Source organism: Arthrobacter psychrolactophilus (assembly GCF_003219795.1).
Classification (GTDB): domain Bacteria; phylum Actinomycetota; class Actinomycetes; order Actinomycetales; family Micrococcaceae; genus Specibacter; species Specibacter psychrolactophilus.
This window is the reverse complement of sequence record NZ_QJVC01000004.1, coordinates 136,491-152,723: the sequence shown is the minus strand read 5'-3', so window position 1 is coordinate 152,723 and position 16,233 is coordinate 136,491. Positions and strand designations below refer to the sequence as shown.

The window sequence follows — 16,233 nt, the reverse complement described above, 5'->3', positions numbered from 1 at the left end:
TCCATTGAATTTCGAAGGCGTTCTTTTCTTCCCCGTCACCCCATTCAATGAAGCCGGACAGGTAGATGTTGTGCTCCTCAAGGAGCATGTCGCCTCACGTCTTTCCTTCAAGCCCGGCGGCATCTTCCCAGCCTGCGGAACGGGCGAATTCCATGCGCTGAGCCTGACGGAAATCGCCACCGTCGTCCAAGCCACCGTCCAGGTTGTGAACGGTGCCGTTCCGGTGATCGCCGGCGCCGGTGGACCGTTGGGACATGCTCTCGATGCAGCCCGCGCAGCTCAAGCTGCCGGTGCAGATGCGCTTTTGGTCTTGCCGCCGTACTTGGTGGGCGCCCCCGTGGCCGGGCTGGTGGCTTACATTGAAGCCGTTGCCGCCGAAACCACACTTCCTGTCATTGTTTACCACCGTGCCAACGCCAAATTCACGGCGGCAGCCATGGTGCAGCTGGCTGCCAACCCGAAAGTTATCGGATTCAAGGACGGTATTGGTGATGTGGGTCTGGCCCAGGAAATCGTCTCCGCCGTTCGAGCAACAGGCCGCGAGGACTTCCAATTCTTCAATGGTCTCCTGACCGCCGAACTGACCCAGGGCGCTTACCGTGGTCTCGGCATGCCGCTGTACTCATCGGCCGCCTTTGCCATGGCGCCAGAGATCGCCACGGCTTACTACCGCGCCTACATGGATGGCAATGAGGCCGCCCGCGAAGAACTCATCGCAGGCTTCTACGCTCCGCTGGTCCGATTGCGCGACGAGACCCCCGGCTTCGGTGTTTCACTCATCAAGGCCGGCCTACGCCAGGCTGGCTTGCCGGTCGGCCCGGTCCGGCCTCCGCTGGTGAATCCCACCGCCGATCAGGAAGCTCGTTTGGCTGCCATCCTGGCCGCCGGTCACGAACTCGCTGCTAGCCATGCGCTGGCAAACGCTTAAGGCAGAAGGCGCATGAGCTCGAAGATCACAGCGTTCCACACCCGGTTGCTGACGGTGCCACTGCGCCGCAGTTGGGGTGTGGAGGCGCCGGAAAATCACATCATTGCCACCACCGTAGAGACTGACGACGGCGGCATCGGCCACGGTTTTTCGTGGACGCCAACCATTGGCCCGCAGGCTGTCAAAGCCTTGTTGGACTTTGATATTGCCTCTTTCGCGCTCGGCCTGCCAGCCGATCCCGAGCCCTTATGGGATGCCCTGTGGCTGCGGCTACATGAGGCAGGGGGCGGAGGACTGACAACGATCGCCATGGCTGGAATTGATCTTGCCCTGTGGGATTTGGCGGCACGGAATGCCAACACCTCGGTGGCGGGACTCTTGGGTAAACGCCGTGAATCTGTAGAGGTTTATGGTTCCGGCGTTAACCTGCACTACTCCCTCGAAGAACTCATCGCCCAGGCAGAACGTTGGGTGGCCGCAGGGCATTCATCCGTCAAGATCAAGGTGGGAAAGCCTGATATCGCTGAGGATGTGGATCGGGTCGCTGCGGTACGAAGCGTCATTGGGCCCGACCGTGCCTTGATGATCGATGCCAATCAGCGCTGGGATCTACCCACGACGATTCGGGCGTTGTCCCGCCTAGAACAGTTCAACCTCCATTGGTTGGAAGAACCTATCCGGGCCGATGATCTGTGGGCCTATAAGCGATTGCGCCAGCATTCTTCCGTGCCCATTGCTCTGGGTGAAAACGTGCATACGATCCAGCGTTTCCGGGACTTTATCGATGCCGGAGCAGTGGACGTCATTCAGCCCAACATCGTGCGTGTTGGTGGAATTACCCCGTTCCGTCGCATCGTGGAGCTGGCTCGCACCAACAGCATTGCCGTTGCCCCGCATCTGCTGCCGGAACTTTCCGGACAGCTTGCGTTGACACTGGCTAACCCTGTCGCCGTAGAGGATGTGGAAGACGCCTCCTTTGAACAGCTGGGAATTTTGGCCGGACCATCCCCGATCACGATTCGCGACAGCCGACTTTCCGGCACCGGACGCCCAGGGCTGGGCTTGCAATTCGCCGCAGGGATTCCCACCCGTTAGTCCTAACCGGTATTCATTTTTACAAGCAGAGGAACAATGAACGTGCAGACTGCAACGCTAGACCTTGAAGAACTGACAGCCGCCGCTCATGCAGCGGCCGGAGTGGCTGCGGCGGCAAGTGACGCCCAGCGAGCATCGTGGCTTAACGCGATTGCCGACGCCTTGGACGCTAACGTGTCCGAGCTAGTAGAAATTGCTGACGCTGAAACCCGCCTCGGAACGGTTCGTCTCACCGGTGAGGTGGCCCGAACCACCGGGCAATTGCGACTCTTTGCCCGAGTCATCACAGAGGGCTCCTACTTGGAAGCTGTCATTGACCACGCCAATCCGAACTCCACACCGCCAGGACCGGATCTGCGTCGCATCCTGCACCCCGTGGGTCCGGTCGCCGTATTCTCGGCATCGAACTTTCCGTTCGCTTTCTCGGTCGCTGGTGGCGATACGGCCTCGGCATTGGCCGTTGGTTGCCCGGTCATCGTCAAGGCTCATTCGGGGCACCTTGAGCTGTCTAAGCGAACGGCAGAAATTGTGAGCCAGGCGTTGAGTGACGCCGGTGCGCCCGAAGGGCTTTTTGCCCTCGTGGCTGGCCGTGAAGCGGGAACGGCCCTTGTGCAGGACCCGCTCATCAAGGCCGTAGGATTCACCGGCTCCATCCCCGGTGGCCGGGCCTTATTTGACCTTGCCGTCTCACGTCCGGAGCCTATTCCGTTCTACGGCGAACTGGGCAGCCTGAACCCCGTCGTCATCACGGAAGCTGCGCTGGCTGCTCGCGGCGATGCTCTTGCCGCTGGTTTGGCTGCTTCCTTCACGCTGGGCGCTGGCCAGTTCTGCACTAAGCCGGGTCTGGTCTTCATCCCGGCAGGATCCACGTTTGGTGCAACAGTGGCCACCGAGTGCATCGGCAAGACAGCGGCACCCATGCTGACCGACAGGATCGCTGCAGCCTACCCGGTAGGCCTTGCTGCTCTGGCGGCACAGCCGGACGTCTCCGTACTCAGTGGGTCCACGGAACAGGACGCGGAAGCAGACGGGGCCGCCGCCGTCGTATTTTCCACAACCGCTGCGGCTGTTATTGGCAGCCCGCAGGCCATCCTGGAGGAATGCTTTGGACCGACCACTTTGCTTATTGAATACCGTGATCAAGCCGAGCTGACAGCCGCCTTGGCTCTGGTTCCGGGTAGCCTCACCGCCACGGTTCACGCCGAAGACGGAGAAGACATTGGGGCCTTGGTTCAGCAGCTCACGGGTCTTGCCGGCCGAGTGCTCTTCGGTGGTTGGCCCACGGGAGTGTCCGTGAACTGGTCCCAGCAGCACGGTGGTCCGTACCCGGCGACCACGTCATTGTTCACGTCTGTAGGTGCGACGGCGGTCCGCCGCTTCCAGCGTCCGATCGCGTTTCAGGATGCTCCGGAGTCCGTCTTGCCGGAGGCGCTGCGTGAGAGCAACCCGCTCGGCGTCCCGCGCCGTGTGGATGGCGTGCTGACGCTCGCTTAACGAGAGTCATCGTGCAGTTCAAATAACAGAGGGGACCGACCACTAAAGTGGTGGGTCCCCTCTGTTATGCAAGCCCTCCATAGGGATGAGTGGCGGCTTTTCGAGTCCTATCGCTGGAGCGTGATGGGGCGGTCGATGCCGTTGACCTTTGTTGTAGGCCAGCGGTGATCCACGCTCAAGGGGCGGATTCCCTCGGAGCTCAGCAGCACAGTGTCCTCAATTTTGACGCCCGGTCCGGACGGATTCCAGGTGAAGGGCTGGTTGAGCGCGATCGTATCCGCGACAGCAACTGTGGCCCGAGGATCGCGTCCTGCGTAGCCTGCTGGACCGCCTTGGTGGTGCAACTGCCACTGATCTGGGCCGAAACCGTGCCGTGGATATGCTGCCTGGATTTCAGAAAAGACGTGAGCAATGCTTGCGCCCGGGACGGTGGCATCAAAAATATCCGACTCTACATTGGCGATACGTGCCTCGGCGTCGCGCTCGGCCGAGGTTCCGTCGTCGAACCTCACCCATCGCGTCACATTGGCGATCATGCCATCGCGACGCGCGCAGACAACTGCCATGGCTCGTCGGCCCAAGGCGCTATCCGTCGGCAGCGGATGGCGGAAAGCTGCCCGAGATGCCCCACTGGTCAGGAGTACGAGCGGGTCGGCGCCCGCTGCGACAACTCGCTCGGCCAAGGCCGCCGCGATCTGGCGCTCCGTGGTCTGCGGGGTGGCCTGCGAGAGCACGTCGGTCAAGATAGTGGCGGAATCCCGGCAGAGGAGTTCGTACCGGCTTAGCTCACCGGGAAGCAGTGAGCGCCGCGCCAACCGCAGTGGGGTGGCTAGCTCTGACTCTGTGGCAGGGAAGATGCCGGGTCCAAGCCATGAGGCGACATCACTCAAGGAACCGTGCCACGGGATCTCATGAACGGTGACTCCGGCAGGAATTTCTTCGGCGATGAGTCGCTGAGCCTCGTTGTTAAACGTGACTAGGTGATCGCCATCGTGCGTCACGAGGAGGGCGGCAATGGGGTCACCGGCCAAACTGATGCCAATGCGGCTGCCGTCAAGATACCAGCTGAGCGTCGTGTGACTTGTCAGAAGGACAGAGTCCCGAGCTGCAGCATCAAGGATCTCTAGAACACGGGCGCGTTTGATGGCGCGGTCCTCGAGTTTGCGCTCGAGAGGATGGGCGATGAGGGCCGGTGAAGTCATAGAGAATCGGTCCATTCGTTAATGTGCTGGTCGGTGGCGATGCCGTCGGCAATGGTGACGGCAATAGTGCGGGTCAAGGATTCTACGGGTTCAAGCACGACCGCTGTGTCCCAAGCAAGGGAGGATCCCACTCCTGGGTATCCTTCGACACGGACAAACCACGGGTCGTTGGCTTCGGGAGGGGCCTTGAAAATTAGAGTGGCAGGGCGGCCGTCGAAACTGCCGGTGCAGGCCAGCCAAGGGGTACGGCTGCCATGGACAGCGCCTTCGCCGCTAGCTTGAGCGGTTCGGACGCTCATATCTGCGATGGGTGGGAGGCGCCAGAAGAAGCCACCATAGCCTCCTGCTTCACGGCCGTTGGATCCGGGGCTTCCCAAACTCACGGAGTTGGTTCCCGCCGGTGTCAGCGTGTAGGAAAGTGTCAGTTGCCATGCTCCGTGGGCGGCTTCGGACCAGCGCCACGTACGTGTTTCATGGAGAATCTCGGCGCCATCTGGGTCGTGCCACGCCAGCTGTTCCACACGGGCCGCTTCGTGCTCAACAGAAGAGGTACGCAGGATCGTGCCGTGGTCGGGCCTCCAAATGTAGCCAGCTTCTTCACGGCGATAGGTACGCCCTCCCCAGAAGTTCACGCCGTTGACGTCCTGCAGTGCCACACCCGCGCCGAGGTGCCAGACATGATCTAGCGGCATGGCATCGGTGACAATGGTTCCCTGCAACGTCATGATCGGATGCATGTAGGGGCGAGGCGACAGCGTCGGGGCCACCTTCTCTCCGCTAATTTCTTGAGCCACAACAGTGCCAGAGACTCGAATTGAGTCCTTCGACTGCGCCGCTCGGGCCCAGGGTGCGCCGATTTCGCTGAAGGTGGCTTGCGCCGTCGTCGCTCTTTTAATCCACCAAGCAATGTCGGCGATGACAGGGTGCGCGGCAGGTCCAGAACCTATCCATTCAACATGTTCAGCGGCTATGGGCGAGGGCGGGGGAGCCGTGCGGACAGCTTCAAGAACACGCATGAAGGCGCCGCTGTTTTCCAGTGAGCTGAGCAACGCGGTGCCATGGGCACGATGCTCCAAAAGGTTTTCGAGCAGATCGCTGCGCCCAAACGTTTCCCTAGTGGTGCCATCTGCGGTCGTGATTTCCAGGACGTCTGTTGTGTAAAAGAAGACGGCAGTTCCGGCAGTTCCGTGAACCGTGACGTACGGGTCAGTCTGTTCGGGTGCGCAGACTGTGAGGGCACTGACGACGGCGGGACCGTGCCAGGGCGTGATTCGAACGGTTGAGGTGTCGTCACCTTCGATCTCGTGGGCCCGGTAGAGGTCTGTTTCTACAGTTTCGATGGCATCGGCGGAGTGAATGCCAGCAATCTGAAGTGCCGTGGCAACGGCATGTGCCAAGGGATTGGTGGTGACGCCATCCACCACGTCAACACCGTTGATGGTGCGTTTTCCAGCCCAGGCGGAGCGTTCGTAATAAGCCTTGTCGCGTAGCCATGTCCCTGTGGCGGAGTAACCGCGGATGGTTCCAAGAACGTTGTCTTTAATGGCCTCTTTTAGTGCGGGTAGGGCCAGTGAACCCAGCGATTGGAAACCAATCTGGACTGCACTTCCAGCGGCTTCCGCTGCGGAGCGGAGTTCCAGGAACTGCGCAAAGGATGCGGCAGTTGGCTTTTCGAGGTAGACGTCGGCTCCTGCGGCTAAGGCCAGCAGACCCAGCGAAGCGTGGCTTTGAATCGGGGTGGCGATGATGACCACATCTGGCGCTGTGCCTGCTGCCAGTAAGTCCTCCAAACTGGGGAAGACAGTCACGCTGGAGGGTAATTGGCCTGGTTCTGGAGGGTTAGTATCTGCCACGGCCACCAATTTGAGGGTTCCGGCGGCTTCGAGTCGCCCAAGATTGCTCAGGTGGCGTGCTCCGTAGCCATTGATGCCGACCAAAGCGATACGGGGGAGTCGAGTTACTGGCTCACCGAGGGCCGGCGCCGACGTTTGTTGTGTGGTGCCCATGAAGAAAATCCTGTCCTTGCTTAAGATGAAAAGTGGTGTGGTGTAGCTTCGGCACGAAGCTGCACCACACGATCTAGCTACTGATGGCTGCGGTCATCTCTTCAACGGCTTTGCTGGCAGCTTCAGAGGGTGTTTGGCGCTTAAACATCACTTCAGATGCGTAGCGCTTAATGATTTCTTCCATGGCACCCGCCCCTTTGGGCACCGCGGGAGGAACCGGACCGAGTTTGTCCTTAATACCGTCAATGAAGTCAATGACTCGAACATTCGCGGGAGTCATCTTGTCTGCCACCGCAGCCCGAACCACTGTGCTGGTGGGGACGCCGCGGTCAGCCAGCAAGGCTTCGCCTGCTGCCGTGCTGTTGGCAAGGAATTCGATGAGTTTCGCGGCTTCCTCAGGGTGTTTTGTGCGCGCAGATGCGGACCAGAATTGCGATGGCTTGTACCATAGCTTTGCATCGGCAGAATTTCCCGTCTTAGACGGGTAATTCAAGATTTGAAGTTCAGTGCCTGCGGCGTTTTCCAGGGCAGGAAGTTGGTTGGACCACCAGAAGGACATGGCGGCAGCGCCGGTTGCGGTGGCGCTTTGGTCCAGAGGAGAAGCTTGCTCCTCGATAACAGTGGAAGCCGGCGGAATGGCCTTGGCATCGCCTAATTCAATGAGGAACGCCAGCCAGCCTTCCAGATCCGTCGGGGCAAAGCCCAACTTTCCATCGGTGGCGAAGAAGTCTTTGCCATTTTGTCGTAGCCAGACGTTGAGGGACGCCTGATCTGCACTGTAGGCGGTGGAACCGGTGACTCCGTCTGGCGAACCTTTCGTCACCTCTGCGGAAATTCTCTTGTAGTCTTCCCACGTCCAGGTGGAATCGTTGGGGAGTTCCACTCCGGCATCCTTGAAGACCTTGGGATTGGCAATGATGGTGGCAGCGTTGATCCCAGCGGGGATGCCTGTCAGGCCGGCATCACTCTTTCCGGCCTTGAGGACGTCGGCCACGAGGTTTGTTGTATCTACTTTGTACTTGGACAAATCCAAGAGGGCGCCGCGGGAAGAGTACTCGGCAATGTACTTCTCATCCATCTGCAAGACATCGGGAGCATCATTTCCGGCGGTTTGCGTAGCGAGCTTGTCCCAGTAACCACTCCAGTCTCCATACTCGGCCTTGACCTTTATGCCGGGGTTTTCCGCTTCAAAGGCGGCGATGGCCGCGGTGGTCACTTTGACTCGAGCATCAGATCCCCACCAGCTGAATCGGATTTCAACCTTGCCGTCTGCGTTCGTCGCGGACGTGTCGGAACCGCATGCCGCAAGGGCAAGAGAAACGGTGGTTGCTACTGCGGCCCCACCCAAAAGTCGGTGGAATCCTCTACGGGACACGGGTGCGTCCAAGGAAGCGAGGGAGGAGTTCTTGATCGATTTTGACACGGAATAATCCAATCTACGTTGACTGTTTCTGAGGTGCTTTTTGATCTCTTGCTGTTCTAGCTGCGGGGTTTACTCAGTAATGACTGTTATGCGGTCCACCAAATTCTGCGGTTGCCACCGTCCACGCCCGAGCCTGATCGGTGAGGGTTATTCCCAAACCGGGACGGTCCGGGATATGCATTCGTCCATGTGAAGTTTCTAGCCGCTCGTTGAAGAGTGGTTCAAGCCAGTCGAAATGCTCCACCCAAGGTTCGCGAGGGTAGGCGGCGGCAAGATGAAGGTGAATTTCCATGGCGAAATGAGGAGCCAGATCAAGCCCATTGTGATCGGCTAAGGCGGCCAGTTTCAGGAACTGGGTGATACCTCCGATTCGTGGGGCATCCGGTTGAATGATGTCCGCAGCTTTGTGGCGAATCAGCTCCCAGTGCTCGGCCACGCTGGCCAACATTTCACCTGTCGCAATGGGTGTGTCGAGGGAAGCGGCTAAGGCCGCATGTCCCTCAGCGTCGTAGGCGTCAAGTGGCTCCTCGATCCAGGCGAGGTTGTACTCTTCCAGAATCCGGCCCATTCTCTGGGCTGTTGCGCGGTCCCACTGCTGATTGGCATCGACCATAAGCGGGACAGATCCGTTAAGCCGTTCATGCACGGCGGCTACTCGAGATAAGTCAACCGCGGAATCAGGATGCCCCACTTTGATCTTGATTCCGCCAATACCGTTGGCGACCGTGGCATCGGCGTTCTCCAAAACTTGCTCAAGAGGCGTGTGTAAAAAACCTCCCGAGGTGTTATAGCAGCGCACGGAATCACGATGTGCTCCCAAGAGTTTCGCGAGCGGAAGATTGGCCCGTTTGGCCTTTAGATCCCACAGTGCGATGTCCATGGAGGCGATGGCCTGTGTGGCAAGTCCGGAGCGACCAACCGATGCCCCAGCCCACGTGAGTTTGGTCCATAGCCGCTGGATGTCGTTGGCGTCTTCACCCAAGAGCTCTGCGGCAATTTCTCTAGCATGGGCAAACTGACCAGGGCCTCCGGCTCGTTTTGAATAGCTGAAACCGATGCCTTCGGCGCCATCGGCTGTGCGGATCTCCGTGAATAAGAAGACGACCTCGGTCATGGGTTTCTGGCGTCCGGTAAATACCTTGGCGTCGCTCACGGGGACGGTCAGAGGAAGTACCACTGACGACAGCTTGACCCATTCGATCTTGGACCCGGAGGATACCTTCCCCGGAGTTTTCAGGGTTGCGGGGGCTAAAGACATAACGATCCCTTCAAAGAGTGAGAAAACGCTTTCTCGTTGAATCCTAGAGTATTGCTCCGGGACTAACAAGGATGATGGCGGCGAACTTTGGGTGTGCCAATAGTGACGCAAGATGCTTGCTGGCGAGCACTATACGGAAGGATGCCAGCCTTGCCGGGTCAGCCATGTGGAGCAGAGTTCCGCCCATCCGGCTGCTGAATGCTGCGCAACTTCCTCTTCGTCAGTGGCTAGACCTAGGCCGTGGCGTCCGTGGGGGAAGATGTGCATCTCGAAGGGGACGTCGTTGCGCGCTAGAGCCGAGGCGAACGACAAAGAATTCTCCACGGGAACCGCGTCGTCGTCTGCAGTGTGCCAGAGAAAAGTCGGAGGGGTTGAGGCATCAGCGCACACTTCCGCGGAGAGGAGGTGTCGAGTGGCCCTGGAGGAATCTGGACCAAGCAATGCGTCCACCGATCCTTGGTGCGCATGTGAAACCAGAGAAATGACGGGATAAGCCAAGACGGTAAGGTCTGGCCTGTCTGTTGTTTCTGTTTCTCCGGCGCCGGTGCTCAACGTTGCGGCCAAATGACCCCCGGCTGAAAAGCCAAGGACGCCGATACGAGTTGTATCGATGGAAAGCCCAGACTCGCCAGAACGCAGCCATTGGAGAGTCCTTCTGACTCCGGTCAGGGGAGCCGGATGAAGTATTTGATGGGCGCGCTCCGGGGCAATGGGATAGTGAACCACGATGGCATTTAGCCCGACTGAATTGAGCCAACGAGCCACGGGAGCACCTTCATGGTCGGCTCGATGAAGGTATGCACCTCCTGGGAGCACCATAAAAACAGGCTGTCCAGCCAGTTCTGCGGGGCAGAAAACTTCTAACGGTGGCGTGGGGCTCATAGAGTGATCTCATTTCCGAGAGTCTTATAGAAAAAGTCGAAGACTTGTCGTTGCATGTCGGCCGAGAATCGATGTTCCACGGGCCAAAAACTGCCGGTATAGCTTCCTGTGTCATGCAGACTGTTCAGCAATTTGTCGGCATCTCTCATTCCTTGCTCCGGAAATAGAGGGTCCCGGGATGCAAACTGGATCAGGAACTGTTCCGCAGACGAATGTGTGGTGAGCTCCGGCCAGTCAGCAACTTTCCATAGCCCTGGTGTTTGTAAGAGCCACGAATGTGCGTCGAGATAGGCGGGCAATAAGGAACTAAATGTGGTCATCATCGCTGTTATTGCGTAACTACGGATCTTAGGAGAAAGCGCGGCCAGCATCAATGCCCGGCCGCCTCCACCTGAGAACCCGAAACAGCCGAGTCGTGAAGCATCCACTTCCGGGAGTGATTCCAACACGCTCAGTGCTGCCAAATCGTCATGTGCCACCATGCCGGCGAAACTCGTGCCGATCAGTCCAGCTGCTTTCGCGATCGTGCTCTCATGAACTGCGGCAGCGGCGTTGTAGACCTCGGGCGGAGTATCGAGAGAGAAACGGCGACTGCCCCAAGAGAAGGTGTCGTGGGCTAGGACAGCAAAACCATCGCGCGCCAGATCTGTTGCGGCGGACCGGCCATCATAAAGGTCATGTCGAGCTGGATCGGTTTCAATTCCCGGCTCGCTCTGGTTATCCGGGAATGTAATGAGCCGGCTAGCTCCGGTGTATTTCTGTCCAGCATGGCAATGAAGTGCCAGCACCCCGGGGAGGGGGCCGGTAGCGCCCTCCGGGACAACTAGCCAGGCACGAGTCTCTGGGCCAAAACCTAACTGCCAGCTGAGAGCCATGGTGGTAACGCCGTCGTGAGTTTCTCTCCATTGCCTCGAGATTTGAAGGTTAGACGCGGGGGCTGGGACGCCCAGAACCTCGGCTAGTTGCCGGGAACGCTGCGGAACCTCGACGAGATCATTTTTAAAAACGTATCCGGGCCAGTCCTCATAACCAGGGATGGCGCTGGGTCGGGCGGATGAGTCCACGATGGCCTTTCGACGAAGACGCCGGGTGCCTGAGAGGGATCAGGCACCCGGCAAGCTGGGTGAGGAGGTTACTTATCCAAGTTGAGATTGATTTCCTCGATAAATTTCTTCGCAGCGTCGGCGGGGGTCGCCTTTTCGAAAAGAACATCGGTCAGATTACGGTTCAAAACTTCCAGTGTGGCCGAGGACCCAGCGGGGAACGGTACCGGCGGAGTCAGGTTCATCTCGGCAATACGATCAAGATACGCGGCTTCCTTTTGCTGGTTGTCCTTGAGCAAGGGCAAGACTGCCTTGCGAACCTCGAGGTTGGCAGGCATGCCACGATCACTCTTGATCAACTTGCCGGCTTCTTCGCTATTGACGAGGAAGTTCACAAACTTGGCAGCGGCCGCGGTGTTCTTAGACTTCGAGGAGATCCCATATTCCATCGAGGAACGAAGCCATGCTCCGCCCGTCGGTGTTTCACCCGGGAGCTTCATCATGACCAGTTCATTGCCTGAGTATGAATTCATCTGGTTGCTCCAAGACATCTTCATGCCCTGCTTACCCTGGCCAATAAGGGTCTGTTCGGGTTGCGCGGCAGTATCTTCAACGACCTGTGAAGCCGACGGTGACCCACCTGATTTCTGCAGATCGAGATTCATTTGGAACCACTCAGTGACACGAGCTTCGCTGATACCGAGCTTTCGTCCGTCGTCGGAATATAGCGGTTCGCCGCCTTGACGTGACCAAACGGCGAGGAATGAGTCATTGGCCATCGGAATGGTGCCGAAGGTGCCCTTCGGGGACTTTGCTGTAATCTCGGCGGAGATGTCCTGGTAGTCCTTCCACGTCCAGGTTTCGTCATCAGGAAGCTCAACGCCGGCGGCCTTGAAAACGGCTGGATCGATAACGACGGACATGGAGTTGACCCCGGCCGTGATGGTGTACTGCTTGTCGTTGATTTGTCCGAGTTCTACGGTGCCAGGGGCGAACTTGGAAGTGTCGATCTCATCGTTGACTTTGTCCAGATCAAGCAACACGCCACGGCTGGAATATTCGCTGGGGTAAGAACCGCTCAGAGCGAATACATCAGGAGTGTCACCTCCAGCGACCTGGGTTGCCATCTTGTCCCAGTAGGAACTGAACTCTGAGTTCTCACCCTTGATCTTGATGCCGGGGTTTTCTGCTTCGAAAGCCTTAATGACTTCTAGTGTCGTCTTTGCCCGGGCATCGTTACCCCACCATGCGAAGCGAATGGTGACCGGATCATCTGCTGTGCCGACCTTTTCGGCTGTTTCAGAAGCGCCGCAGCCGGTGAGGAGCAGTGACATCGCGACGAGTGCGCTTGTGCCGACTGCAATTGATTTCTTGAGCTGAAACATCTTTGTCCAACCTCTCGTTGTTGCTTTCCCGCGACCCGGGAAGCCTTGTGGCCCCCATCACAGAAAGCGCTTTCTCGAAATTTAGCAAATGGACTGTACAGACGTCAAGAAAACGTTTACTTTGGATTAGGCCACTTGAAATTTAGTGGCGTGGATCTCATTGCATGAGGTTCACCCAGCCGACAATCGGCTGACAAGAACGCACATATTGAATGCAAAAACGAATGTCAGTTTTCCTCGACATGAAACCAAAGGAGGTTCGCATGCTGGCTCATGACCAACGAGACGGTGGTTGCATCGCAGGCATGACCGAGGCTGGAATGGCGCAAATGGAGGTCCGGCCATGAGTGCGCTGGGAGAACTCTCCAAAATGAAGCGGCGGACCGGCGCCAAGAGTGCCGCCGAGAAGAGGGACGATCGTCGCGACAATAAAGCCGCGTACATCTTCTTGATCCCTTGGCTGATCGGACTGCTTTTCATCACCATCGGGCCCATGGTGGCCTCGTTGTACCTGTCGTTCACGGACTACAACTTGTTGCAGGCTCCGAACTGGACCGGCTTAGACAACTTTGCGCGAATGCTTCGCGATACCCGACTGCATAATTCGCTCGGGGTCACCTTCACCTACGTATTGGTTGGCGTGCCAGTTCAGCTTGCCGTCGCGCTATTGATTGCCATGGTTCTCGACAAGGGAATTCGCGGCCTGCCGTTCTACCGGTCGGTTTTTTACTTACCGTCCCTCTTGGGTGGGTCCGTGGCTATCGCTATTTTGTGGAAGCAGATCTTCGGCACCACTGGACTGGTTAATCAGCTCCTAGCCATGATCGGCATCCAGGGGCCGGGCTGGATCTCTGATCCCAATACGGCCCTAGGATCCATCATCTTGCTCCATGTATGGACATTTGGTGCCCCCATGATCATCTTCCTAGCAGGCCTGCGCCAGATCCCGGCCATGTACTACGAGGCCGCGTCCGTCGATGGTGCAAGCCCGTGGCAGAAATTTGCCAAGATCACCATTCCCTTGCTGAGCCCAATTATCTTCTTCAACCTGGTGCTTCAGATCATTGGTTCTTTCCAGGCATTCACCCAGGCGTTCATCGTCTCTGGTGGAAATGGTGGACCGTCGGATTCGACGATGTTCTTCACGCTTTACCTGTACCAAAAGGGTTTCGGCCAGTTCGACATGGGATACGCCTCTGCCATGGCATGGGTGCTCCTGATCATCATTGGTGTCTTCACCGCCATCAACTTTGTTGTCTCTAAGTATTGGGTGTTCTACGATGACTAATCTTCAAACGGCGTCCCCGGAAACTAAGACCGTTGCAGCGCCGATAAGCCCCGAGAAAAAGCCAAAAGTTCGTGAGTCCATGGGATCGCTGGCGTTTAGCCGTCGGGCTCGGGCTCGCGCCATAACGAAGCACATCATCCTCATCGCCTGTGGCGCGATCATGATCTATCCGCTGCTCTGGATGGTAGTTTCTTCGCTACGACCTAATGACCTGATTTTCAAGGATCCGGGCCTGTGGCTCAACACCTTGGACCTGAGTAACTACAGCAGTGGCTGGTCAGCGTTGACCCACCCATTCGGGCACTACATGCTCAACTCCGCCATTGTGGTGATTGGTTGTATCCTCGGAAACTTGATCTCGTGCTCAATGGCCGCCTATGCGTTCGCGCGGCTGAAGTTCACCGCCAGCAAGCTCTTCTTCGGCATCATGTTGCTGACGCTGATGTTGCCCTTCCACGTGGTTGTCGTTCCGCAGTATGTTTTGTTCTCCCAGATTGGGTGGGTGAACACTTTCTGGCCACTGATTGTCCCGAAGCTGCTGGCCACCGATGCATTCTTCGTTTTCCTTATGGTGCAGTTCATCCGAGGCATTCCGAAAGATCTTGACGAAGCTGCACGTATCGATGGTGCAGGCCACCCCCGCATCTTCCTGCGTGTGATCCTGCCACTGATGGTGCCGGCGCTAGCGACCACCACGATTTTCACGTTCATCTGGACCTGGAATGACTTCTTCAGCTCACTGATTTACCTGACGGACCCGGACATGTTTACCGTTCCGGTCGCATTGCGAGCTTTCGTTGACTCCCAGGCAGGGACTAGCTGGGGTTCGCTCTTCGCCATGTCGATTGTCTCCTTGCTGCCAGTGTTCCTGATCTTCCTCTTCGGCCAGCGATTCCTCATCAAGGGCATCGCCACCACTGGCATTAAATAGCGAGTAGTACAGATGACCGCATGTTCTCCGCTGGGCCGCCATGGCCCATCGGGCGGAGAACATGCAGTCATATTAATTGGAAAAACCCTCCCCAAATCAACACATGGGACATAGGATGTCCAGTGAGCCTGTTCGGCACAGCAGCCGGACCCTGACTGAAATGGACTCCTAGCTATGCCGCTCTTTGATATGCCAGTTGACCAACTTCGTAGCTACACCTCGAGCATTGTTGAGCCTGCCGACTTTGATAGTTTCTGGGATGCCACGATTGCCGAGGCTCGCGCATTCGCGCTGGATGCCAGCTTCCTCCCCACGGAGAATCTACTCACCGTCATTGACAGTTTCGACGTGACCTTCGCCGGATTCGACGGCTCCCCGATCAAGGGCTGGCTGCATCTTCCAGCGAACCGGACACCGGGCGAAAAGCTCCCCGTCGTGGTGCAATACATTGGCTATTCTGGCGGTCGTGGCCTGATTCAGCAGGACACCGGGTGGGCTCAAGCCGGCTATGCGCACTTCATCATGGACACCCGCGGGCAAGGCTACGGCGGCCTGCTCGGCGACACCCCCGACCCGCATCCTTCCGCTGGCGACGTGAACTATCCTGGCCTCATGACCCGGGGCATTTCCGCCCGCGACACGTACTACTATCGCCGCCTCTACGTTGACACCTTCCGCGCTATCGAGGCCGCGCAAAGTCATCCGGACGTTGACGCCGCCAAGGTCATTCTGACGGGCATCAGTCAGGGCGGTGGCCTCGCCATCGCCGCCGCCGGTCTCGCGGCAGGAAGGCTCGACGGCGTCATCGCCCTCCTGCCTGATGTCCCGTTCCTGCAGGACTTCCCTCGCGCCATCGACACCGCCCCGCGTGGCCCGTATCCGGAAATTGCCGACTTCCTGAACCGTCACCGCACCGCCTATGAGGGTGTCCTTGAGGTATTGAACTACTACGACGGGGTCCACCTCGCCGCCCGCTGCACGGTCCCGGCCTTGTACTCCTGCGCAGGTATGGATGATATCTGCCCGCCGTCTACCGTGTACGCGTCTTTCAATAACTACGGCACCGCTGCGGCCCAGCAGCCCGGCAAAGAAATCGAGTACTACCGCTTCAATAATCACGAAGGTGGACAGGAACACCAGCGGCTTCGGCAGCTACATTACGTCGCGGATTTGCTGGCCGGATAATTTTCGGCGTATGGTGTGGGCATGACAAACCGTTGGTATGCGTATTTTTCGTTGGCTCTGGAGGGGCCCGCGTCTAACTGACACGCATCCAACCTTCCTTCAGAGCCAACAGG

General features: G+C 58.1%; 13 protein-coding genes. 6 read left to right on the top strand and 7 right to left on the bottom strand.

Going from position 1 to position 16,233, the window contains the following annotated elements:
- Window positions 1-4 precede the first annotated feature (4 nt).
- From CVS30_RS06925 to CVS30_RS06915, 3 genes are read left to right on the top strand one after another with little or no spacing between them, the layout of a single operon-like run.
- Window positions 5-928, top strand: coding sequence for a 5-dehydro-4-deoxyglucarate dehydratase (locus CVS30_RS06925; RefSeq protein WP_110484602.1), 924 nt, complete (start codon window positions 5-7; stop codon window positions 926-928).
- Window positions 929-940: 12 nt separating this feature from the next.
- Entirely contained in the window at window positions 941-2,023 is a 1,083-nt protein-coding gene (locus tag CVS30_RS06920; protein WP_110484601.1) for a mandelate racemase/muconate lactonizing enzyme family protein, read from the top strand.
- A 42-nt stretch (window positions 2,024-2,065) separates the two neighbouring features.
- Entirely contained in the window at window positions 2,066-3,517 is a 1,452-nt protein-coding gene (locus tag CVS30_RS06915) for an aldehyde dehydrogenase (NADP(+)) (RefSeq protein ID WP_110484775.1), read from the top strand.
- 107 nt (window positions 3,518-3,624) lie between these two features.
- On the opposite strand, the gene CVS30_RS06910 is transcribed toward CVS30_RS06915, so the two are convergent.
- The 7 genes from CVS30_RS06910 to CVS30_RS06880 all read right to left on the bottom strand — a co-directional run bounded on the left by CVS30_RS06910 (window position 3,625) and on the right by CVS30_RS06880 (window position 12,716).
- The gene (locus CVS30_RS06910) at window positions 3,625-4,719 is read right to left on the bottom strand and encodes a M24 family metallopeptidase (RefSeq protein WP_245934475.1); all 1,095 of its coding nucleotides are present in this window, start codon (window positions 4,717-4,719) and stop codon (window positions 3,625-3,627) included.
- The gene (locus CVS30_RS06905; RefSeq protein WP_110484599.1) at window positions 4,716-6,725 is read right to left on the bottom strand and encodes a DUF6807 family protein; all 2,010 of its coding nucleotides are present in this window, start codon (window positions 6,723-6,725) and stop codon (window positions 4,716-4,718) included. Before CVS30_RS06905 ends, CVS30_RS06910 begins: the two co-directional genes overlap by 4 nt.
- Before the next feature lie 73 nt (window positions 6,726-6,798).
- Window positions 6,799-8,148 (bottom strand): ABC transporter substrate-binding protein, encoded by a 1,350-nt coding sequence (locus CVS30_RS06900; RefSeq protein WP_181419715.1) that lies wholly within the window; start codon window positions 8,146-8,148, stop codon window positions 6,799-6,801.
- Window positions 8,149-8,221: 73 nt separating this feature from the next.
- Window positions 8,222-9,406 (bottom strand): L-talarate/galactarate dehydratase, encoded by a 1,185-nt coding sequence (locus CVS30_RS06895; protein ID WP_110484597.1) that lies wholly within the window; start codon window positions 9,404-9,406, stop codon window positions 8,222-8,224.
- A gap of 129 nt (window positions 9,407-9,535) precedes the next feature.
- Window positions 9,536-10,288, bottom strand: a complete 753-nt coding sequence (locus CVS30_RS06890) for an alpha/beta hydrolase (protein ID WP_110484596.1) — start codon at window positions 10,286-10,288, stop codon at window positions 9,536-9,538.
- The gene (locus CVS30_RS06885) at window positions 10,285-11,076 is read right to left on the bottom strand and encodes an acetylxylan esterase (protein WP_306418758.1); all 792 of its coding nucleotides are present in this window, start codon (window positions 11,074-11,076) and stop codon (window positions 10,285-10,287) included. The genes CVS30_RS06890 and CVS30_RS06885 overlap by 4 nt, the downstream gene beginning before the upstream one ends.
- 344 nt (window positions 11,077-11,420) lie before the next feature.
- Entirely contained in the window at window positions 11,421-12,716 is a 1,296-nt protein-coding gene (locus CVS30_RS06880; protein ID WP_110484594.1) for an ABC transporter substrate-binding protein, read from the bottom strand.
- A gap of 343 nt (window positions 12,717-13,059) precedes the next feature.
- Here CVS30_RS06880 and CVS30_RS06875 point away from each other — a divergent pair, with 343 nt between their 5' ends.
- The 3 genes from CVS30_RS06875 to CVS30_RS06865 all read left to right on the top strand — a co-directional run bounded on the left by CVS30_RS06875 (window position 13,060) and on the right by CVS30_RS06865 (window position 16,120).
- Window positions 13,060-14,004, top strand: coding sequence for a carbohydrate ABC transporter permease (locus CVS30_RS06875; protein ID WP_110484593.1), 945 nt, complete (start codon window positions 13,060-13,062; stop codon window positions 14,002-14,004).
- Window positions 13,997-14,935, top strand: coding sequence for a carbohydrate ABC transporter permease (locus CVS30_RS06870; RefSeq protein ID WP_110484592.1), 939 nt, complete (start codon window positions 13,997-13,999; stop codon window positions 14,933-14,935). Before CVS30_RS06875 ends, CVS30_RS06870 begins: the two co-directional genes overlap by 8 nt.
- Window positions 14,936-15,109: 174 nt before the next feature.
- Window positions 15,110-16,120, top strand: coding sequence for an acetylxylan esterase (locus tag CVS30_RS06865; RefSeq protein WP_110484591.1), 1,011 nt, complete (start codon window positions 15,110-15,112; stop codon window positions 16,118-16,120).
- The last annotated feature ends 113 nt before the right edge of the window (window positions 16,121-16,233 follow it).